General features: G+C 49.1%; 23 protein-coding genes. 8 read left to right on the forward strand and 15 right to left on the reverse strand.

Annotation, left to right across the window (positions count from 1 at the left end; genetic code table 11):
• The first annotated feature begins 92 nt into the window (after positions 1 to 92).
• The 3 genes from E3E32_RS01470 to E3E32_RS01480 all read left to right on the forward strand — a co-directional run bounded on the left by E3E32_RS01470 (position 93) and on the right by E3E32_RS01480 (position 3,660).
• Entirely contained in the window at positions 93 to 1,367 is a 1,275-nt protein-coding gene (locus E3E32_RS01470; RefSeq protein WP_167729881.1) for a dicarboxylate/amino acid:cation symporter, read from the forward strand.
• Positions 1,368 to 1,491: 124 nt separating this feature from the next.
• Positions 1,492 to 2,955 carry an exodeoxyribonuclease VII small subunit gene (locus E3E32_RS01475; protein WP_167729882.1) on the forward strand — a complete coding sequence of 488 codons (1,464 nt, stop codon included), beginning with the start codon at positions 1,492 to 1,494 and terminating at the stop codon, positions 2,953 to 2,955.
• Positions 2,956 to 3,015: 60 nt separating this feature from the next.
• A complete protein-coding gene (locus tag E3E32_RS01480) occupies positions 3,016 to 3,660 on the forward strand; it encodes an alanyl-tRNA editing protein (protein ID WP_167729883.1) in 645 nt (214 codons plus the stop codon).
• Positions 3,661 to 3,663: 3 nt separating this feature from the next.
• On the opposite strand, the gene E3E32_RS01485 is transcribed toward E3E32_RS01480, so the two are convergent.
• The 14 genes from E3E32_RS01485 to E3E32_RS01550 form a co-directional block, all read right to left on the reverse strand.
• On the reverse strand, positions 3,664 to 4,662 hold the full coding sequence (locus E3E32_RS01485) for a TIGR01177 family methyltransferase (RefSeq protein WP_167729884.1): 999 nt from the start codon (positions 4,660 to 4,662) through the stop codon (positions 3,664 to 3,666).
• 339 nt (positions 4,663 to 5,001) lie between these two features.
• On the reverse strand, positions 5,002 to 5,604 hold the full coding sequence (locus tag E3E32_RS01490; RefSeq protein WP_167729885.1) for a hypothetical protein: 603 nt from the start codon (positions 5,602 to 5,604) through the stop codon (positions 5,002 to 5,004).
• Positions 5,605 to 5,610: 6 nt separating this feature from the next.
• Positions 5,611 to 6,315, reverse strand: coding sequence for an ATPase domain-containing protein (locus E3E32_RS01495; RefSeq protein ID WP_167730875.1), 705 nt, complete (start codon positions 6,313 to 6,315; stop codon positions 5,611 to 5,613).
• A gap of 239 nt (positions 6,316 to 6,554) precedes the next feature.
• Positions 6,555 to 7,343, reverse strand: coding sequence for a pyrroline-5-carboxylate reductase (gene proC / locus E3E32_RS01500; RefSeq protein ID WP_167729886.1), 789 nt, complete (start codon positions 7,341 to 7,343; stop codon positions 6,555 to 6,557).
• 5 nt (positions 7,344 to 7,348) lie between these two features.
• Positions 7,349 to 8,071 carry an HAD family hydrolase gene (locus E3E32_RS01505; protein WP_167729887.1) on the reverse strand — a complete coding sequence of 241 codons (723 nt, stop codon included), beginning with the start codon at positions 8,069 to 8,071 and terminating at the stop codon, positions 7,349 to 7,351.
• Positions 8,068 to 9,075, reverse strand: coding sequence for a histidinol-phosphate transaminase (hisC, locus tag E3E32_RS01510; protein WP_167729888.1), 1,008 nt, complete (start codon positions 9,073 to 9,075; stop codon positions 8,068 to 8,070). The genes E3E32_RS01505 and hisC overlap by 4 nt, the downstream gene beginning before the upstream one ends.
• Positions 9,072 to 9,698, reverse strand: coding sequence for a bifunctional phosphoribosyl-AMP cyclohydrolase/phosphoribosyl-ATP diphosphatase HisIE (gene hisIE / locus E3E32_RS01515; RefSeq protein WP_167729889.1), 627 nt, complete (start codon positions 9,696 to 9,698; stop codon positions 9,072 to 9,074). Before hisIE ends, hisC begins: the two co-directional genes overlap by 4 nt.
• A gap of 9 nt (positions 9,699 to 9,707) precedes the next feature.
• Positions 9,708 to 10,466 (reverse strand): imidazole glycerol phosphate synthase subunit HisF, encoded by a 759-nt coding sequence (hisF, locus tag E3E32_RS01520; RefSeq protein ID WP_167729890.1) that lies wholly within the window; start codon positions 10,464 to 10,466, stop codon positions 9,708 to 9,710.
• Complete coding sequence (gene hisA / locus E3E32_RS01525; protein ID WP_167729891.1) at positions 10,460 to 11,149, reverse strand: 1-(5-phosphoribosyl)-5-((5-phosphoribosylamino)methylideneamino)imidazole-4-carboxamide isomerase; 690 nt, start codon at positions 11,147 to 11,149, stop codon at positions 10,460 to 10,462. The genes hisF and hisA overlap by 7 nt, the downstream gene beginning before the upstream one ends.
• Position 11,150: 1 nt before the next feature.
• Complete coding sequence (hisH, locus tag E3E32_RS01530) at positions 11,151 to 11,738, reverse strand: imidazole glycerol phosphate synthase subunit HisH (RefSeq protein WP_167729892.1); 588 nt, start codon at positions 11,736 to 11,738, stop codon at positions 11,151 to 11,153.
• Positions 11,738 to 12,268: an imidazoleglycerol-phosphate dehydratase HisB gene (gene hisB / locus E3E32_RS01535; protein WP_167729893.1), complete on the reverse strand. Its 531-nt coding sequence runs from the start codon at positions 12,266 to 12,268 to the stop codon at positions 11,738 to 11,740. Before hisB ends, hisH begins: the two co-directional genes overlap by 1 nt.
• Complete coding sequence (gene hisD, locus E3E32_RS01540; RefSeq protein WP_167729894.1) at positions 12,265 to 13,398, reverse strand: histidinol dehydrogenase; 1,134 nt, start codon at positions 13,396 to 13,398, stop codon at positions 12,265 to 12,267. Before hisD ends, hisB begins: the two co-directional genes overlap by 4 nt.
• Positions 13,388 to 14,005: an ATP phosphoribosyltransferase gene (gene hisG / locus E3E32_RS01545; RefSeq protein ID WP_167729895.1), complete on the reverse strand. Its 618-nt coding sequence runs from the start codon at positions 14,003 to 14,005 to the stop codon at positions 13,388 to 13,390. Before hisG ends, hisD begins: the two co-directional genes overlap by 11 nt.
• Positions 14,005 to 14,892: an ATP phosphoribosyltransferase regulatory subunit gene (locus tag E3E32_RS01550; RefSeq protein WP_167729896.1), complete on the reverse strand. Its 888-nt coding sequence runs from the start codon at positions 14,890 to 14,892 to the stop codon at positions 14,005 to 14,007. The genes hisG and E3E32_RS01550 overlap by 1 nt, the downstream gene beginning before the upstream one ends.
• A 394-nt stretch (positions 14,893 to 15,286) precedes the next feature.
• On the opposite strand from E3E32_RS01550, the gene E3E32_RS01555 reads away from it, so the two are divergent.
• From E3E32_RS01555 to E3E32_RS01565, 4 genes are all read left to right on the forward strand, one after another.
• On the forward strand, positions 15,287 to 15,811 hold the full coding sequence (locus E3E32_RS01555) for a ferritin family protein (RefSeq protein WP_167729897.1): 525 nt from the start codon (positions 15,287 to 15,289) through the stop codon (positions 15,809 to 15,811).
• A 145-nt stretch (positions 15,812 to 15,956) separates the two neighbouring features.
• Entirely contained in the window at positions 15,957 to 16,085 is a 129-nt protein-coding gene (locus E3E32_RS10160; RefSeq protein ID WP_255453201.1) for a hypothetical protein, read from the forward strand.
• A gap of 141 nt (positions 16,086 to 16,226) precedes the next feature.
• Entirely contained in the window at positions 16,227 to 16,823 is a 597-nt protein-coding gene (locus E3E32_RS10165; RefSeq protein ID WP_255453208.1) for a DOMON domain-containing protein, read from the forward strand.
• A 23-nt stretch (positions 16,824 to 16,846) separates the two neighbouring features.
• On the forward strand, positions 16,847 to 17,200 hold the full coding sequence (locus tag E3E32_RS01565; RefSeq protein ID WP_167729899.1) for a hypothetical protein: 354 nt from the start codon (positions 16,847 to 16,849) through the stop codon (positions 17,198 to 17,200).
• On the opposite strand, the gene E3E32_RS01570 is transcribed toward E3E32_RS01565, so the two are convergent.
• Entirely contained in the window at positions 17,188 to 17,712 is a 525-nt protein-coding gene (locus E3E32_RS01570) for a GNAT family N-acetyltransferase (protein ID WP_206205223.1), read from the reverse strand. The two genes, E3E32_RS01565 and E3E32_RS01570, sit on opposite strands and share 13 nt — an antisense overlap.
• A gap of 67 nt (positions 17,713 to 17,779) precedes the next feature.
• On the opposite strand from E3E32_RS01570, the gene E3E32_RS01575 reads away from it, so the two are divergent.
• Positions 17,780 to 18,259 carry a ferritin family protein gene (locus tag E3E32_RS01575; RefSeq protein WP_167729901.1) on the forward strand — a complete coding sequence of 160 codons (480 nt, stop codon included), beginning with the start codon at positions 17,780 to 17,782 and terminating at the stop codon, positions 18,257 to 18,259.
• The last annotated feature ends 22 nt before the right edge of the window (positions 18,260 to 18,281 follow it).

Genomic DNA, 18,281 nt, shown 5'->3' on the forward strand with positions numbered 1-18,281 from the left:
TTTTCTGTCATATTGTCAACTTTTTTTGGTAAAAGTTAATATAATGTCGCTATTAATGCTATTTCGACGTCATTCTTAAAGAGGTGAAGCCAATGGGAAGGGGGGTATTGAGAACATATCTTGAAATTCCTGTGCTTTACAAGATCCTCGCTGGGCTCGTGCTGGGTGTTATCTTCGGCATGCTGCTTCCAGAGTATTCAGCAGCCCTAAAGCCGCTCGGAGACCTATTTGTGAGACTCCTGAAGATGCTAGTGATGCCCATAATACTGTTCTCACTGATAGTTGGCGCCGCCAGTATCAATCCATCGCGGCTCGGAAGGGTTGGTGTCAAGATAATCCTCTATTACCTGGCCACATCGGCATTCGCAGTGTTCTTTGGCCTGCTGATGGGCAACCTCTTCAAGCCAGGAACTGGAATCGAGCTCGGAACCGGCTCTGGAAAGGCTATAGAGGCAGAGGCTCCGTCGCTCGTCCAGACGCTCCTCAACATCGTCCCGACCAACCCCTTCGCAGCCCTTTCAAGCGGCCAGGTTCTGCCTACGATATTCTTCGCCATAGTCTTTGGAATAGCCATCAGCTACCTCATGAACAGTGAAGATGAAAGGATCAGAAGCTCAGCTGAGACGCTCTTCAGAGTTATGGATGCCGCCGCCGAGGCGATGTACAAGATAGTCGCCGGTGTCATGCAGTACGCTCCAATAGGTGTCTTTGCTCTGATTTACTACGTCATCGGCCAGTTCGGCCCGAACGTCGCCGGACCACTCGTCAAGGTTGTCGTAGCGGTTTATCTTGGCCTCATCCTCCAGATACTCCTGGTCTACGGCGTCCTGCTCAAGGTCTTCGGCATCGACCCGTTTAAGTTCCTTAAGAAGGCCAAGGACGCTATGATTACTGCTTTTGTTACTAGGAGCTCCAGCGGAACTTTACCCGTCACAATGCGCGTTGCCGAGGAGGAGATGGGCGTTGACAAGGGCATATTCTCCTTCACTCTGCCCCTTGGCGCGACGATAAACATGGACGGAACGGCGCTCTATCAGGGTGTCACGGTGCTCTTCGTTGCGAACGCAATAGGTCAGCCGCTGACGCTTGAGCAGCAACTCGTGGTCATCCTCACGGCTGTACTTGCCTCGATTGGAACCGCTGGCGTTCCTGGTGCGGGGGCCATAATGCTAGCCATGGTGCTCCAGAGCGTTGGCCTCGAACTCGTGGAGGGAAGTCCTGTAGCTTTGGCCTATGCCATGATACTCGGAATCGACGCAATACTTGACATGGGCAGAACTATGGTAAACGTCACCGGCGATCTGGCTGGAACTACCATAGTCGCCAAGACCGAGGGCGAAATGGACTCTTCCAAGTGGACGAGCTGAACTCTCTGCTCTTTTCACTTTCTCCCAGTTTTAGATGGCCCTCTCTTCTGGCCTTTCTGGGATAAAGTTAAATACTCCAAAGTGGCGCTAACTACCAGCACAGATAGAATGGAGGTAATGTGTAATGAAGCGAGTGCTGGCGGTGCTTCTTGCCGCGATTCTGCTAACCCCTCTCATCGGCTCGAACTTCGGGCTTGCGGAGGATTTTCAGCCGAAGACATACAAGCAGGACTTCGTCTTCATGATCCAGGTTTTTCCCAACGGGAGCGCCAACATAACCATGAAGGTTGTCTGGACTGAACCGAAGGATGAAATCGCAAAGCAGATTGAGATGATACTCAACGAGACCAACCAGAGCAACATGACCGTTGAAGATGCCATCAAGAAGTTTGAACAGGAGCAGCTCAAGAGGTACGTTGAGGGCCTCACCCAGTCCGGCATGCAGCTCGTCAACGAGAGCATAAAATCCTATGGAATAGAGAGCGGAGACAACATTACCATTGTCTTCAACGCCATAGCCCTCAACTTCGCCAAATACTATTCCTACGGTGATTATTGGGAGGTTCAGGTCGACCCCACGAGGGGCTACGCAACCCTTGCCATCCCGGACACGGGTCTCCCATTCGCCATCGAGATGAACAACACTTTCGTTGTGAGGCTCCCTGAAAATGCGACCCTTCTGAGCTATCCCAAGCCTTTCGCAAAGCAGTACAACCAGAGCAGGTTCTTTGTAACGGCCGAAGCTCATGGGAACACGGTTATAATAACGTCCTACATCTACCTCGAGCCTTTCCTCCCGCCGGAGGGCTATCAGGCGCTCTTTGGGGATTATCAGGACTCCTACATTCGCTATAAGGCCCCCTATAAGGGCGAGGAGCAGTATCAGAGGAGTGTTATGAACGAGTACGTTACGCTTGACGTCTATGCCAACGGCAGCGTCAGGCTTCACATGAGGGACGAATACGTTGAGCCTCTCTCCGAGGTTGTCGCGAGGAAGGCAGAGATAGTCGCTTACGGTGTTCAGAACGTCACAGAGTACATTCTGAGAACCTACTCAATAGCACTGGGCTATCAGGGTGCCCTTGTTGACCATGGCAGAGTCACCATCCTCGGCCTCAACGAGACCGAAGCTCCGCTCATCATCGACGCCGAGTACATGCTCAGGAACTTCACCAAGTTTGAGAACGGCTCCTACGTCTATTCCTTTGACCCGACGATGGCAATAACCAACGGCCTAACGGACAGGGTTGAATACGAAGTGAACCACACCCTTTATCTAACCATCAACCTTCCGGAAGGCTCGGAGATCCTCGAGGTTCCTGAGAACATCAGCGAAGACCTGAACGGCAACAGGTTCACCCTGACTACCGTCGTTCAGGGTAACACGATAAAAATCACCTCGAACGTCTTCCTCCGCTACGGTGCCCCAGTAGAGGATGTTAAGGCCTTACTCGCCAACTACACGACCGCCACAGTAAGGTACACCCTGCCCGAGGAAAAGAAGGGCCTCAGCACTGTCCAGATAGCGGGCATCGTTGGTGCGTTGGTGCTTATAGGTCTTGCCATCTTCATCTGGAAGAAGCGCTGAGAATTTCTTTCTTTTCGATATTCATTTAAACCTGCTTTCCAACTTTTTTAGGTGGTCTGAATGACGAGGAAGCTCTACTATGAGGACGCCTACCTTAAGGAAGCAAAAGCGAAGGTTCTTGAGATTAGGGAGGGTGCACTCCTCCTTGACCAGACGATTTTCTACCCTACTGGCGGCGGTCAGCCCCACGACAGAGGAACGATAAACGGCGTCGAAGTTCTGGACGTCTATAAGGACGATGCTGGAAACGTCTGGCACGCCGTTGCTGAGCCGGAGAAGTTCAAGCCAGGTGACGAGGTCGAGCTCAAAATAGACTGGGACTACAGGTACAAGCTCATGCGCATCCACTCGGCCATGCACCTCCTCGAGCACGTCCTCAATGATGTTCTCGGAGAGGGTAAATGGGAGCTCTACGGCAGCGGGATGAGCGCTGAGAAAGGTAGGTACGACATCCTCTATCCGGAAAACGTTAACCAGTACAAGGAGAAGATCATAGAGCTGTTCAACAAATACGTCGACGAAGGCGGCGAGATGAAGATATGGTGGGAAGGAGAGACGAGATACACTCAGATAAGGGACTTCGAGATCATCCCTTGCGGCGGGACGCACGTGAAGGACATAAAGGAGATAGGACACCTCAAGAAGCTCAAGCGCTCCAGCCTCGGAAAGGGCAAGCAGAGGCTTGAGATCTGGCTTGAGGACTGAGCTTTATTCTTTTTTGAAAACGTAGAAATACCTCTCCAGGCTCTTGTGCACACGCTGGTAGTACTTGCCGACCAGCTTAAAGCCGACCTTCTCAGCCTCGGCTTCCCCATCGAAGCTCGTGGGGAACGCTATTGCCAGCCTGCCGCCGTCTTCAAGGACGTTGTAGATGCTCCTCAGGGCTTTCCTGTAAAGCTCGTCCCTAGCCCTTCCGGCGAGAGTTGCCGAAGTCCCGTAGGGCGGATCCGTTGCTACGGCTTCAAACTTCTTGTTCGGAAAAATCTCCTCCAGCTTTGTCGCGTCGCCGAGCTTGAGGGTGTAGTCCTTTATTCCGTAGTGCCTCAGGTTCATTTCTGCGCCTTCCACCATTTCTGGCTTTATGTCAACGCCGTAGACCTTCAGGCCGATTAAGCCCGCCTCCATCAGAATCCCGCCGGCACCCATGAAGGGGTCGAGAATTTCATGCCTCGCCTTCGTCAGGTTCACCAGCGCCCTTGAAATCCTTGGATGGAGTGAAATCGGCCGGAAGAACGGCCTGTGGTGGGCCTTTCTCCTTTCGAAGTCTTTGGGGTCGAAGAAGCGGTATCTTATCCCCACATAGAGCTTTTCACCGCAGTAGACTCTCACAAGGGTGTCCGGTTTCGAAAGGTTCACACGGAAACCTTTGCCGTGTATCACCGCCCCCAGTTTCCTCGGAAGGTCGGTAACGTCGTACCTGCAGTTAGCCATGGTCTCCGTGTCCACTTTGAAGGTTCTGCTTATCGGCCACTCAATTTCTTTGGCCTTTTCCAGGAGTTCCTCTAGGGAGTTGGCCTCGGTTAAGAGTTCCCCATACTCATGGACCAGGCCGAGGCGGTTCAGGTAGGGGAAAGCCTTCTCATCGGCGTCGAGCTTGAGGAACAGATAATCCTGACCCGCTATTTCACCGCCCGAGAGCTCGAGCATAGCCTTAACTTCATCCCTGGCCATCTCTGGAAGGTTTCCGAGTATCTCCAGGTAGAGCATATTGGTCGCTTTATCCTTTCTTTTAAAAATCTGCCGCTGGACGTTACTGGAATATGAGTTCCACAATAGCGAGCAGGAGCAAGTCACCCCCAACGTAGAGGAAACTGTCGGTTGTGTAGAGTGACAGTTTGGCTATACCGGGCACTGCGGGCACGTTCTCTTCTATGTGCGTGTCTAAGAGCAAACCGAAAACTCAATGGAGATAAAAACTGCTGCCCTTGGCTGTAGAGCCACCAGTCCTTTCCATTTCTTTGAAAATCTGGACATGGGAAAGGGCAGACGGTATAGACCACCAGCACCAACGTTACTGTTCCGAGAGTGAAGTGCATCGAAGTGGGTTTATATAATCGGATTACCTATAATGACTTCTCCATTTATGATATCGAACTCGTAAAAATCTGTTCCTCCCCTGGGGGACTTCTTTATCCTGAGACCGCGGGTTATTTTGAATCCATCAACTTCCTCAATAATATCTATAACATGGGTGGCATAGTTCTCGAACACGGCTAGGCTTTTGCTGTTGATGAGCCTTTTGTCAAGGAGGACTACCATGACTGCCTTCTTTTCTTGAACTATCGTAACGAGTTCTGAAAACAGTCTGAACACAATGCTCGAAGACTGGAAAACGAGGAGTGGGTGAAGAAGGAAGAATCCTACACTTGAGCCTTCTGGGACGTTTCTGAGAATGTAGGATATCTTATAAAGTTCCTCCTGATACATGTCCCGTCCAAGAACTACCATCTCTATTTCTCGTAGATCAAAGCGTTTCTCGAACTTTTCCCTGAGCTGGGGTGTAACAAACGCCACGGCGTTTTCCTTGTTGGTCTGTAGCATACTTACCGCTATCTCCTCGCCCAAAGTACCTACCGTCTCTATTAGGATCATACTGCCTTCAGGGACTTCGCCCAGCAATTTATCGAGCTTTTTTATTCCCGTTTTCATTTTCAGTCACTCAACGAAGATGTTTTCATTATTATAAACCCTAATTCCACCAGTGGTTATCTTGTAGGGTCTAATTTGTTCATCAAAGGAGCTTCCTCGGAATTTCCGGATTATAATCCCTCTAAGTATCCGCCCGCTTACTTCAAGGGTCTTAAGTTCTATGACCCCACTTACCAGGTACTCCTCCACATCACTGGTCTTTAAATCAGAGGTTAAAATGACAGTGGCACCAAGCTCGGATAGTGACTTCAGGAAACCTATGAACGTTGTCCTGTAATCCAGTTCGTCTTTCACTGTGAGCTTCAGCATTGTTAAAGGATCAATAGCCACCCTTGAATAATGTTTAGATTTAACTTTGTCTTGAATTGAGCTCATTAATTTTTCGAAACTCTTTCCAAACGTCTCATAGAATGTGCCAGCAAAGATGTTGTGTGTCATGTCTGTAACAGGGGTTGCATCTATTGCATCGAATTTGGGATCGTCCAAGTTAAACCCCATCTTTGACATATCCTCCTTTAAGGTTTTAAGGGACTCCTCAAGTGTCACGTAGAGGACGTCTTCACCGTTTTTCACGCCTTCGGTGAGGAATTGAATGGTGAGAGTGGTTTTTCCCGTTCCCGGGCCACCTTTAACTAGGTACGTTCTCCCGGGGATTAGTCCACCTTCAAGCATCTTGTCAAGTCCTTTTATTCCTGTAGATATTCTCTCCATTATGTTCACCTAAAACTACTCACCTAATAAGGAACTTGGTAGTAATAGTATATATATGTTATTGATAGCCACGGCTCTACATAAAATACGTCCTTTATGATCTAATATCCTGTACATATGTGAGTATATGGCAATTTTCGGCATGTATTGGAGGTAATCGCTGGCTCCTACTATTGGTTATGAATCTTCGAAAAGACCAAAAATGAGTTATATGCTTGAGAAATAAAATAAAAGTAAGACTACTTTTTGATTTCTACTGAGAGTATTTTAGATTTCTTTGTCGCAGCGTCAACGGCCTTCATTATTGCCGTTCTTATCTTTCCCTCCTCCAGCTCAAAGATACCATCTATTGTGGTTCCTCCTGGCGTTATAACCATGTCTCTGATTTCCGCGGGATGGTTTTCGCTCTCTAAGAGAAGCTTCGCTGTCCCGAGCAAGGTCTGCGCTGCGGCGAGCTTTGCAACATCCCTCGGAAGACCCACCCTGAGTCCACCATAAATCATTGCTTCCAAGAACACGGAAACATAGGCCGGTCCTGAACCACTTAAACCAGTTATGGCATCCATGTGCTCCTCATCAACTCTAAGGCACTTTCCAAATGAGCTGAAAAGATTCTCAACGATTGCTATATCCTCTTCGCTCAGCCCGTCCGATGTGTATGCTGTAAATGACTCCTTGACTAAGATGGCTATATTGGGCATTGCCCTCACGAACTTGGCTTTAGGTGCTAGTCGTTTGAGGCTTTTAAGGGGAATTCCCGCAGCCAGTGAAATTACAAGCTTACCGTCTATTGCTTTATTGATCTCTCTGAGGACTCCAGGCACTTTGTTTGGCTTGACCGCGATAAAAACTACCTCTGCCCATTCGGCAGCCTCAACGTTGTTCCTTATTACCCTGACGTTGTTCTTCTCCAGCCACTCGGCCTTTTCGACGCTCCTCCGTGTTGCGATTACTGAGTGGCCAGCTTCGGCCAGAGCCTTTGCTACCGCCCCACCAATTGTTCCGGCACCTATAACCGCCACCTTCAATCTGATCACCCCAATAAGTTCTCCAATAATTCATTAACGTTTTCAATATCTCTTCCAATCAAGACAAAGTCAAAATCCCTTCCGTATTCCTTTCTGTAGTTTTCCACGAGCAGTTCGTCGTTCACGGTGTCCCCTATGTAAACCCCGTCTTCACCCCGGGTGAGGTGCCATATTGCCCTCGGATCGGGCTTCACGTAGAGCTCCCTCGTCACAGCCTTCTCGAAGTGGAAGTCTATGAGCTTCTCCGCCAGCTCAAGCTCCAAGGCGCTTCTCCCCGTTATAACACCGAGCTTGAACCGTTTTTTGGCCATCTCGAGCAGTTCCGTCCTTACTATTGGCTTCTCCCTCTTCCAGAGGCCGTCGAAATCGAAGAGCCTTCCCGGGTAGTGCTCGCCCAGGTAAAATGTGTTAAAAACCTGCTCAATGCTCCCGTTGAAGAGTCCAATCCCGAACCTCTCGCGAACCCAGTTTATTCCTTCGCCCTCCGGAAACTCCTCTATGAGCCCTTCAACGTCTCCGGCTATCGCAAAGAGTATCAGCGCCTCGCTGACCTTGAAGTCATCACCAAAAGCTCCCTTCCGTCTAAGCTTCCTTATCCAGTCTAGCTTGATTCTCTTCTTAATTCCGAAGAGTCCGAGGAAGTACTCCACCGTGAGCTTTGTGGCTAGGTCGTAGCTCTCGCGGACGTCAATCAGAACGCCGTCAACGTCGAAGATGATCCACTTCATCCTCTCCCCTCCATGAACTCCTTCAACGCCCCAATCAGCTCGTCGTTCTCCTCCCTTTTGCCGACGGTAACCCTTATGTGCCCCGTCAATCTTCCGCCGAGCTTTCTCACCACGATGCCTTTTTCGAGTAAAAATTCGTAAGCATTAAGCTTCATCAGGATGAAGTTGGCCTCGCTCGGATACGCGTAGTCCTTGAACTTCCGATAAATTCGCTCACGCTCCTTGATTATGTAATCGATGTTCCGTTTGACTAGATCGTAGTGGTCGAGCATGAGCCCTGCTATCTTCATTGAGATGGAGTCTAGAGTAAAGGGCGGTTTGATTCGATGGAGGTGGTCTATTATCTCTTCACTCCCGACTGCATAGCCAACCCTGACTCCTGCAAGCCCGAAGGCCTTTGAGAACGTCCTCAGGACTATTAAATTGTCGTACTCACTGATTAAATCTGCGTTGTTGCCCTTTGCAAACTCTGCGTACGCTTCATCCAAAACGACAGGAGCACCGGTTTCAAGGACGCTTATTATTTTTTCTCTATCCTGAGTGTTGCCTGTGGGGTTGTTTGGGGAGCAGATAAAGAGTGCCCTGGCGTTTTCCGCATACTCCTCGACGTTCTGAAGTCTGAAGTTCTCATCCAATGGGACATCGATTAAATTGATTCCCTCGAACTTTGCAAAGAAGCCGTACATCCCAAAGGTGGGGGAGCTTATGACTATGTGATCCCCATCAAAGAGCTTCAAAATTAGGCTTATCAGTTCATCACTCCCGTTTCCGACGATTATGTTTTCTTTGTCAAGCCCTAAAAACTCTGCTATTCTTTCCCTCAGCGGGTCAGCAGTGATGTGAGGGTATCTGTTGAAGGGAACCCGCTTTAGCTCTTCAAAAATCTCCTCCTTTATCTCGGGTGGTAAATCAAAGGGATTCTCGTTCTTGTCAAGCCATATCCTGTAATCTCCCTCCAAGACTTTATATGGCTGGAAGGATTTAACAAGAGGTCTAATCCTCATTTCCTGCGCCTCCTCAGCTCGGTCATAACCTCGCCCAAATTTATGCCGTTGTAGGCTAGGAGAACCAAGAGGTGGTAGAGCATATCAGCGGTCTCGTAGATTATCCTTTCCCTGTCCTCTGCGACGAGAACCTCGATGGCTTCCTCCCCGAATTTCTTGTAAATCTTCTCTTTCCCTTCAGCAAAGAGTTTTGAGGTGTAAGATCCATCGAGAGGCTTCTCCTTTCTCTGCTTTATCAGTTCTTCAAGCTCTCTTAGGATTGTGAGCGAGTAGTCTATCTTCTCTGCTATCCTCTCAGGCTCGCCAAGCTTCCGGTAAAAGCAGGAATAGTTCCCCGTGTGGCAGGCAGGTCCTTTGGGCTCGACGATTAAAAGCAACGCATCGTTGTCGCAGTCTACCCTCACCTCCTTCACGAGCTGGACGTTGCCACTGACTTCCCCCTTCATCCTAATTCTGTCCTGTGAGCGCGAGTAGTAGTGGGCATAACCCGTTTCAAGCGTTTTCCTCAATGCTTCTCTGTTCATATAGGCCAGCGTTAAAACTTCTCCCCTCGTGTCCTGAACGATTACGGGAACGATTCCGCCGTTCTTCTCCCAGTTGACCCTATTAATCAGCTCATCCATGCTACCACCTCAGTAGTCCAGCCTCACGGGTATGCCCTTTCCAACCAAATACTCCTTCAGCTCCCTGACTGTGTATTTCCCGTAGTGGAAGATTGAAGCTGCCAAAGCAGCCTCTGTTCCAATCTTGAAAGCTTCGTAGAAGTGCTCTGGACTTCCAGCGCCGCCGGAGGCTATGACTGGAATATCAACTGCTTCAACGATAGCTTTGGTTAAGGGAATGTCAAAGCCCTCCTGGGTCCCATCAGTGTCCATGCTTGTGAGCAGTATCTCGCCGGCACCGAGCCTCTCGACTTCCTTGGCCCACTCTACTGCGTTAATCCCCCTCGCCTTTCTTCCCCCATGGGTGTAAACCTCCCAGTACTTCCCGTTCCACTTTGCATCAATCGCTATCACTAAATTCGCAGAGCCGACAACCTTTGCTGCTTCCCTCACGAGCTCAGGGTTGTTCACTGCGGCAGTGTTGAGAAAAACTTTATCCGCGCCGCTTTTGATTATCTCTCTTATCTCCTCAACGCTCTTTATCCCACCTCCGACAGTGAAGGGGACGTATATTTCCTCCGCTATCCGTTTAACGAGGTCGAGCAGGATTTTCCTCTTCTCAAACGATGCTGTGATGTCGAGGAAGACGATCTCATCTATCCCTTCTTCCTCGTATCTCCTGGCGAGCTCTATTGGGTCGCCAGCGTCTCTGATGTTCTGGAACTTTATTCCCTTGACAACTCTCCCCTCTTTTATGTCAAGAGCAGCTATAATCCTCTTGGCTAACATTCTAGAACCTCCAGAAGCTCTTTCAGGCTGACTTCACTCTCGTAAAGGGCTTTCCCGACTATGGCTCCAGAGAAGCCGACCCCCCTCAGCTTGAGCACATCATCCACGCTCGAAACTCCCCCAGCGTAGATGAACTCCTCATCCTTCCAAAACCGCTCTATACTTTCTATACCCGTCAGCGTGCCGTCCCTCTCGATTGAGGTGTAGATGAACCTGTCCACGTACTCCCTGAGCATCTCGTAGGCTTCCCCGACCTTAAGCGAGCTCTCCTCGAGCCATCCCTTAACCGCTATTTTCCCGCCCCTCGCATCGAGGCTGACAGTTATCCCGTCGAAGTTGTCCGTTATCCTCTCCAGAAACTCGAGGTCAAAGGCCTTCGTGCCGATTATGACGTTCTCGGCGCCGATTTCGTATGCTTTTGCTACGCTCTCATAGGAGCGGAAGCCCCCTCCGACCTGGACTTTAAGCCCTGTTTCCTCTATTATCTCCTTCACAACGTCAAGGTTCTGTGGCTTCCCTGTGAAAGCTCCGTCTAAGTCCACGACGTGGATTTTATCAACGAACTCCGCAAATCTGCTTGCTATCTCCACAGGATCGCCGTAGACCTTCACTTTCTCCTTCTGCCCCTTGTAGAGGCGCACGGCTTTTCCGCCCATGAGGTCAATGGCTGGATAAATTCTCATCTCACAGCCTCCTGAAGTTTGCTAAAAGTCTCAACCCGTTTCTGCTCGACTTTTCAGGGTGGAACTGCACCGCGAAGACGTTGTCCCTGCAGACTGCCGAGGTAAAGACGACCTCGTTCCCCTTGGACTTATAATCGGTAACTCCGGCGATTATGCCCTCGTCCGCTGGCTGGGCGTAGTAGGAGTGGACAAAGTAGAAGTAAGCTCCGTCCTTTATGCCCTCAAAGAGCTCGCATTCTTTTTTCTGCCACACCTGGTTCCAGCCTATGTGCGGCGTTCTGACGCCTCTGAACCTCACAACGTTACCCTCGAAGACACCTAAGCCTTTACCCTTGCTTTCTTCACTCCACTCAAACAGCAATTGAAGTCCAAGGCATATCCCAAGGAACGGCTTCCCGTCGTTTATAGCATCCAAGATAACTCCCCTCAAAGGCTCAAGCTTCTCCATCACAGCTCCAAAGTTTCCAACCCCGGGCAGGACTATTTTCTCGGCTTTTTCTATTTCATAGGGGTCGCTCGTAATTACTCCTCCGAGGGCTTTCCTCACGTTGGCCAAGTTGCCTATGTCAAGATCAACTATTGCAATCACTACAGCACCCCCTTTGTGCTCTCCAAACGCTCACTCTCTCTCAAGGCCTGTTTTAAAGCAATGCCGAGTCCCTTAAAGGTCGCTTCGATTATGTGGTGGGCGTTTATTCCAGCCAGCTGCTTCACGTGGATTGTTGCATTCAGCGTCCTCGCCAGCGCCCAGAGGAACTCCCTGACGAGCGTAACCTCGAAGCCCTCTTCGCTCTCCTTCACGTCAAGTTCAAGGTTGAGGTAGGGCCTCGATATGTCCACAGCGACCAGAACCAATGCATCGTCCATAGGCATTACGGCATTTCCGAAGCGCGCTATCTTTTTGCCCCGAATTTTCTCCCTAAGCTCCTCTCCGAGGACTATACCCAGGTCTTCCCATAGGTGGTGCCTCAAATCGTAGCTCGCCCTGATGCTGACATTCTGCTCCATGTAAAAGAATAAAGCGGTGAGGAGGTGGTCGAACACTCTGTCTCCCGTCTCTATGCCTCCCTCAACGCCAATCTCCACAGTTATGTCGGTCTCTTTCGTTTTGCGCCTCATCTTCTAACCTCCATGCTCCTTTTGTGCATCTCAAGTCCTTCAATTTCAGCCAGGCGAATTCCTAGATATCTCTCCGCCAAGAACTCCTCTCTGCTGACGTAGGCTAAGCTAATCCTCTTCATGAAGTCCATAACTGTTAAAACTCCGCTGAACTTCGCTGCTCCTCCTGTCGGAAGGACGTGGTTGACGCCGAGGAAGTAGTCAGCCGCTGGCACTGGCGTGTACTCCCCGAGGTATATCGCTCCCGCGTTGTCTATGAGGTCAACCAGTCCCATTGGGTTCTCGGTGATTATTTCCAAGTGCTCCGGAGCTATCTCGTTAGCCTTTTCGGCGCATTCCTCAAGGCTCTTACAGAGAACGACCTCGATCCCGTCCCTGATGCAGTACTCTGCCAGCTCTCTTGAAGTCGTCAGGAGCCAGGCCTTGCTGTCCTTTCCGTGCTCAAGCTGGGAGAGTAAGTCGTAGAGGACGTATTCTTTGTTCGCGCTCTCATCGGCTATAACTGCTATCTCCGACGGTCCAGCCAAGCTGTCAATTCCCACAACGCCGAAAACCTGCCTCTTTGCCTCGTTCACGAACTTGTTGCCCGGACCAAAGATCTTGTCTACTTTCTTCATTCCAATACCGTAAGCCATTGCTCCAATCGCCTGAATCCCGCCGAGCTTGTAGACCTCTTTAATGCCGAGGAGCTTTGCCACGTAGAGGACGTAGGGGTTAACTTTGCCATTTTTGGGTGGTATTGTAACCGCTATCTCCTTAACGCCCGCTATTTTTGCCGGAACCCCGACCATCATGAGCGTCGAGGGCAGAGGCTTTCCTCCCGGGACGTAGATTCCTATCCTCCTAATTGGCTTGTAGATTATGCCGTAAAGCGAGGCGTTCCTTATGTAGAGCTTATCGTTTTCAAGCTGCTTCTCGTGGTAAAAGCGGATTCTCTCTATTGTACGCTTGATGATCTCCTTGTCTTTTTCTGGAATCAGCCTCTCAGCTTCTTCGAACTCCTCCTCGCTTACCAGGAATTCGCCCTCGTAGCCGTCGAACTTCTTTGAGTATTCCTTCACCGCTTCGATGCCCCTCTCCCTTATATCCCTCAAAATTCCAGCCACGTAGCTTTCCAGCTCAAAATCCATCTCTAACAACCTCCTTAATTTTTAAAACGAGTTCGTTAATTTCGTCAAACTTCGTCTTCTGGGAGATTCTGTTCACCAAAAGCAGAGCCGAAACATCCATAATCTTCTCTACCTCAACTAAGCCGTTAGCCCTCAACGTGTTTCCAGTCTCGACTATGTCAACGATGGCATCCACAATCCCGATTTTTGGAGCGAGCTCAATGCTCCCGTGGAGCTTTATCACTTCAACTTCAACTCCATTCCTCTCGAAAAACTTCCTCGCAAGGTTTGGATATTTGGTGGCTATCCTGAACCCGTCCATCTCTTCAACGCTGACTACACTCTCTTTGGGCATCGCTAGGCTCAAGCGGCACTTCCCAAAAGGCAGCTCAAGAGGAACGAGGACGTCGCTTCCCCTTTCCTCCACGACATCGCTTCCGGCTATGCCGACATCTATGCCGTGCTCTACATACACTGGCACATCAAAAGCCCTCGCAAGGAGAAGCTCATACCTGCCGTTTCTCACTATCAGTTCCCTAGTCTCTGGTGGTTTGAGCTCAATGCCTGCTTTTTTGAGGATTTCAAGCGAACCTTTGAACAATCTTCCTTTGGGCAGAACAAACCTCATTATTCCACCTCCACTGGAATACCAAGCTTAACAAGCTCCTTTGCAAGCTTGTACGTTTCCTTTAGCTCCCCCTGAATTCTCTTCCTGTTCTTCTCTATTTTTCCGTTAAAGAGCTTTGAGAGTGCATTTAAGTCAAAAGCGAATCCAAAGGCTTTTTTACCCTTAAATATATACTCGCCTCCGCCACCCAAGGGCTTGCCAATCTTTGGGGAATAGACCTCAAAGATCACGTCACTGTAGTAGGGCAGGGGCCTTATCGTGCCGAAATCTATGAAGACCCTCCTGTCGTCAAGGGCATCGATGATTTTGTTGAGCTTTTCATATCCACAGCTCTTTCCTCTGAAGTTGAACAGCTGCCAGAGCTCCTCCTTTTTTTCTTCACTTATGGGCAGTCTCTCAATAATTTCGAAGTTTCTCCTTGTTAGGGCTCTGAAGATCTCCGCCCTAAATTCTTCAACGCCTTCAACGGCATTTTCCCAGACTTTCAGGCTGCCGACGTCGATGTAAAAGTCCTCAATGCCGAGCGCCTCGAGGGAAGTTATAACAGTTAAAAGAACCTCAACCTGCATTTTGATGTCTTCTCCGCCGATGAACTCAACTCCAGCCTGCCACTTCCCTCTAATCCCTCCGTCCAACACTTCGCTGATGTAGTATAGCTTGAGCCTCCTTGGCTCCTTGAGGTTTGCAAGTATCTGGGAGGTTAAATCGGGTTTTATTACGTAGAACTCATTGTCGTAGACGAACTTTGTCCCTTTCCTCAGCTCCTCGCTGAATTCCTCTATCGTTGGCAGGAACACTTCCCTGTAGCCCCACAGCTCAAATGTTCGCCTTAGATATTTTGTAATATCCGCTAACCTCTCTGATTCGGAAAGCAAATCCTTCTTCACAATAACCCCTCCAAGAGCTTTTGAATGAGAACATCCCCTGCTAAATAGATCCTAACTTGGTTAAATGTCCCAGAACAGTCAATGATGATGGCAGTAGCTCACCAGAAAAGCGGATACGCTGAAGTAGTTCAGCCGGGAGCATATAGTCCTCAAGTTTTTGGACAGTTCTCTGATCCCCATTTTGATCCCTCCGCAGTGGATGAAGTGTTTGTGGAGGAGATTTAAAAGATTATCCGAAAATTTTTTGTCAAAATGTCAGTAATATGCGAAAATTATGTCAATTCGCAGAATTATCTTATGGCAAATTTGATATGAATGTCTCAAAATGACAACATCGGATACCTTTCGAAATGTTAATATGCTCTTGTAACAACTATAAGTACGGTGATAGGTAATGGAAGTGACTGACAAAGAGGTTTTTGAAATTGCTGTAAACTCTGAGATAAGAGCCAAGGAAGCCTACGAAAAGCTCGCTTCTATAGTTAAAAGCGACATAATAAAGGATGAACTTCTCTTCCTGGCGAGGGAGGAAGACAAGCACCGTGAGATAATCGAAAAGATGGCCGAGAAGTTCGAGGGCGAGAGGACTGAGCCAAAAAAGATAGAAATTGACGTCATGGCCGAGTTCAAGGTCATAGCCGAGAAGATGGCCGAAGCTATCAAGAAGCCCGATGTTAACATAGACGAGATTTATGAGATAGCTATGCAGGCCGAGCTCGTCAGCGAGAAGCTCTACAAGAAGCTCGCCAGCTACGCTGCCACCGAGAAGACCAAGATTATCCTCGAGATGCTTGCCGACATGGAGAGGAACCACTACAACATTCTCAGAAAGCAATACGAGTACATAACTCGCTATCCTGACATCTACAAGGAGGAGTTTTACGACCAACTGATAAAGGACATCAACTTCAATTTCTGAGCTTCTCCTTTTTACCCTCTGAACTCTCCGTTCAGTGCTATTAGGCAACATAGATTAGAAAAGCCATGACGTTGTATTCTATTAGGACCTCAAGCTGTTTGTCCCTGATTTTCTTTGTTAGGAGCTATCCCGTGTAGGATTGGGGATGAGGGGAATTCCAAAGCCGAACTTCACTAGAGAGCTGAGGATGGCAGAAATTTCTTTACTTCATGACATCATGACAATCGATTTAGAAGATTTACCCTTTGGAGATCCTCACGTGGTGAACGTATAAAAGGGTTCTTAGACAATGATGGGCATTGGAGCATTTTTCACTGCTCTGTGATGAGGAGTCGAAGATAAGGATATATAGGATAAAGCGTAGGCATTTAATTGGGTGAATCAAATGCATAAAGTTTTGTTGGCTTTGAGTTTGATGTCCCTAGTTTTCTTAAGTGCGTGCATCAATGGAAGCGGTACGCAAACTCATCCCTCTTCCACTTCACAACCAACAACCTTGACTTCAGGTATCCCTCTCGGTGAATGGAACGCGGATGGTATTATCGGTGAAAACGAGTACGCCCACAAACTCTATCTGGCGGGCGGGAAGCTGGTCATATACTGGAGGAATGATGATACTTATTTATACATGGCCCTAATGGGACAGACCACCGGCTGGATAGCGATAGGCTTTGAGCCAAGTAGTGCCATGAAGGATGCCGACATGGTCTTCGGTTGGGTTCAAGATGATCAGACGGTCGTTATCGACGCCTACTCCACGGGCACTTACGGCCCCCATCCGCCGGATGAAAAGCTCGGAGGGAACAGCGATATAGTTGAGTACGCTGGAAGTGAAGAGAATGGCTATACTGTAATAGAATTCAGGAGAAAGCTCAACACTGGGGATCAGTACGATAAGGTCTTTATGCCCGGGCAGAAAATTAAATTCATCTTCGCGATGGCCGACGCCGACGACTTTACAACAAAACACAATATAGCTCGAGGCAGCGGCGAGCTGACCCTTGACGGCTGATTTTCCTTTTTGGGGTGGAGAAGATGGAGCACTTCCAGATACATGCTATCATCCAGACTCTTGCCCTTCTAAGCTTTCTGATAGGAATTTACTACGCAAAGAGCCACAATCCGAAGATGCACCACTCGTTCGTTTACACTGCAGTGGGACTCCTGACGGTCGGGATATCATATATGCTCTACACAATCGGTTGGGTTCCATCAACACACAGCAGGTTAGGACTTTTTGTCTACGTCTATGTTCTCCTCACAGCTCTAAGCGGAAGGGCTTTCCTGGGGAGAAAAATAACGAGGGAACAGCACAAGTTCTTGGCGATGATAGCGGTACTCCTGCTTATGCTCCAGATACTCCTCGGGCTCTACAACTATGTTCTCTGACCTTTATATTTCAGCACCACGAACTCCCTGTAGTCCATCACCTTCTCAAAACCCTTCCTGAGATAGTAGCCGTAGGCCTCAAGGTTCGGGAAGGTTATCACGTAGGCATCTTTTCTGAGCTCGGCCAGGCGAGTTATGGCGAACTCTAGGAGCTTTGAGCCGTAGCCTTTACCTTTGTAGGCAGGATCAACCATGAAGAACTCTATGAGGCCTGTTCTCTCGCTCTTAATCTCCTCTGGCACCCACCAGACGTCCTTTCCATCCAGGTTGCAGACGAGGGCGAGGGTGCCTATTATCTTTCCATCTTCCTTCAGAACGTATAGCTCGTCGAACTCTTTCTCAAGGCGGAACTCAAGGAAAGGCTCGTAAACCTTCCTGAAGCCCTCGAAATCGTCAATACTCGGCTTGTTTTCGACCCATTCAAGCGCCGGATAAGCCCCATTAGTGCCCCTGTAAACCCTGAAGACGAACTTTACCAGCTCATCTTTTAGCCTGATGGGAATTTCAACCATTTCAATCCTCACTTTCGATCACCAAAGGTTATTAGCCAGAAGCTCAATAAAACTCTTTGGTGGTATCATGAAGGAGATTGAGACTTTAGCTTTGGCTTTGGAAGTCGAGAAGACCGAGCTGAAGTTCTACCTAGAGCTGGCCAAAAAGGCCAAGGATGATAGGGCAAGGAGGATGTTCTTATTTTTGGCCCACGAGGAGGCTGGGCACTGGAGCCTGTTTGAGGAGAAGTTCGTCGAGGCCTTGATAGAGAAGTGCGAGCTGCCCTCGGTGGACAGGAAAACTCTCGAAAAGCTCTTGGTTAACGTGGACGAAAAAAACCTCAGTGAAGTCGATGCGGTAAGGATTGGAATGGAGCAGGAAAAGCTGACATGGGAGTTCTACGAGCGGGCGGCAAAGGAGGCCGAGCATGAGGGTGTCAGGCGTATTTTTGAAGAGCTCGCAAAGGTCGAGAAGTCCCACTATGAGTTGCTTAAAGCCCAGTATGACTCCGTTATGAAAACTGGCATCTGGATGGACTACCTGGATTTCAGCCTCGAGGTTGACTGAGGAAGCGTTATAACCTTCAGGG

The organism is Thermococcus sp. GR6, from assembly GCF_012027415.1.
Classification (GTDB): Archaea; Methanobacteriota_B; Thermococci; order Thermococcales; family Thermococcaceae; genus Thermococcus; species Thermococcus onnurineus.

What these genes read in the sequence shown, in the direction of transcription:
- E3E32_RS01470 (WP_167729881.1), top strand. Translation starts at nt 93, where the DNA reads ATGGGAAGGGGGGTATTGAGAACATATCTTGAAATTCCTGTGCTTTAC.
- E3E32_RS01475 (WP_167729882.1), top strand. Translation starts at nt 1,492, where the DNA reads ATGAAGCGAGTGCTGGCGGTGCTTCTTGCCGCGATTCTGCTAACCCCT.
- E3E32_RS01480 (WP_167729883.1), top strand. Translation starts at nt 3,016, where the DNA reads ATGACGAGGAAGCTCTACTATGAGGACGCCTACCTTAAGGAAGCAAAA.
- E3E32_RS01485 (WP_167729884.1), bottom strand. Translation starts at nt 4,662, where the DNA reads ATGCTCTACCTGGAGATACTCGGAAACCTTCCAGAGATGGCCAGGGAT.
- E3E32_RS01490 (WP_167729885.1), bottom strand. Translation starts at nt 5,604, where the DNA reads ATGAAAACGGGAATAAAAAAGCTCGATAAATTGCTGGGCGAAGTCCCT.
- E3E32_RS01495 (WP_167730875.1), bottom strand. Translation starts at nt 6,315, where the DNA reads ATGGAGAGAATATCTACAGGAATAAAAGGACTTGACAAGATGCTTGAA.
- E3E32_RS01505 (WP_167729887.1), bottom strand. Translation starts at nt 8,071, where the DNA reads ATGAAGTGGATCATCTTCGACGTTGACGGCGTTCTGATTGACGTCCGC.
- hisC (WP_167729888.1), bottom strand. Translation starts at nt 9,075, where the DNA reads ATGAGGATTAGACCTCTTGTTAAATCCTTCCAGCCATATAAAGTCTTG.
- hisIE (WP_167729889.1), bottom strand. Translation starts at nt 9,698, where the DNA reads ATGGATGAGCTGATTAATAGGGTCAACTGGGAGAAGAACGGCGGAATC.
- hisF (WP_167729890.1), bottom strand. Translation starts at nt 10,466, where the DNA reads ATGTTAGCCAAGAGGATTATAGCTGCTCTTGACATAAAAGAGGGGAGA.
- hisA (WP_167729891.1), bottom strand. Translation starts at nt 11,149, where the DNA reads ATGAGAATTTATCCAGCCATTGACCTCATGGGCGGAAAAGCCGTGCGC.
- hisB (WP_167729893.1), bottom strand. Translation starts at nt 12,268, where the DNA reads ATGAGGCGCAAAACGAAAGAGACCGACATAACTGTGGAGATTGGCGTT.
- hisD (WP_167729894.1), bottom strand. Translation starts at nt 13,398, where the DNA reads ATGGATTTTGAGCTGGAAAGCTACGTGGCTGGAATTTTGAGGGATATA.
- hisG (WP_167729895.1), bottom strand. Translation starts at nt 14,005, where the DNA reads ATGAGGTTTGTTCTGCCCAAAGGAAGATTGTTCAAAGGTTCGCTTGAA.
- E3E32_RS01555 (WP_167729897.1), top strand. Translation starts at nt 15,287, where the DNA reads ATGGAAGTGACTGACAAAGAGGTTTTTGAAATTGCTGTAAACTCTGAG.
- E3E32_RS10160 (WP_255453201.1), top strand. Translation starts at nt 15,957, where the DNA reads ATGAGGGGAATTCCAAAGCCGAACTTCACTAGAGAGCTGAGGATGGCA.
- E3E32_RS10165 (WP_255453208.1), top strand. Translation starts at nt 16,227, where the DNA reads ATGTCCCTAGTTTTCTTAAGTGCGTGCATCAATGGAAGCGGTACGCAA.
- E3E32_RS01565 (WP_167729899.1), top strand. Translation starts at nt 16,847, where the DNA reads ATGGAGCACTTCCAGATACATGCTATCATCCAGACTCTTGCCCTTCTA.
- E3E32_RS01570 (WP_206205223.1), bottom strand. Translation starts at nt 17,712, where the DNA reads ATGGTTGAAATTCCCATCAGGCTAAAAGATGAGCTGGTAAAGTTCGTC.
- E3E32_RS01575 (WP_167729901.1), top strand. Translation starts at nt 17,780, where the DNA reads ATGAAGGAGATTGAGACTTTAGCTTTGGCTTTGGAAGTCGAGAAGACC.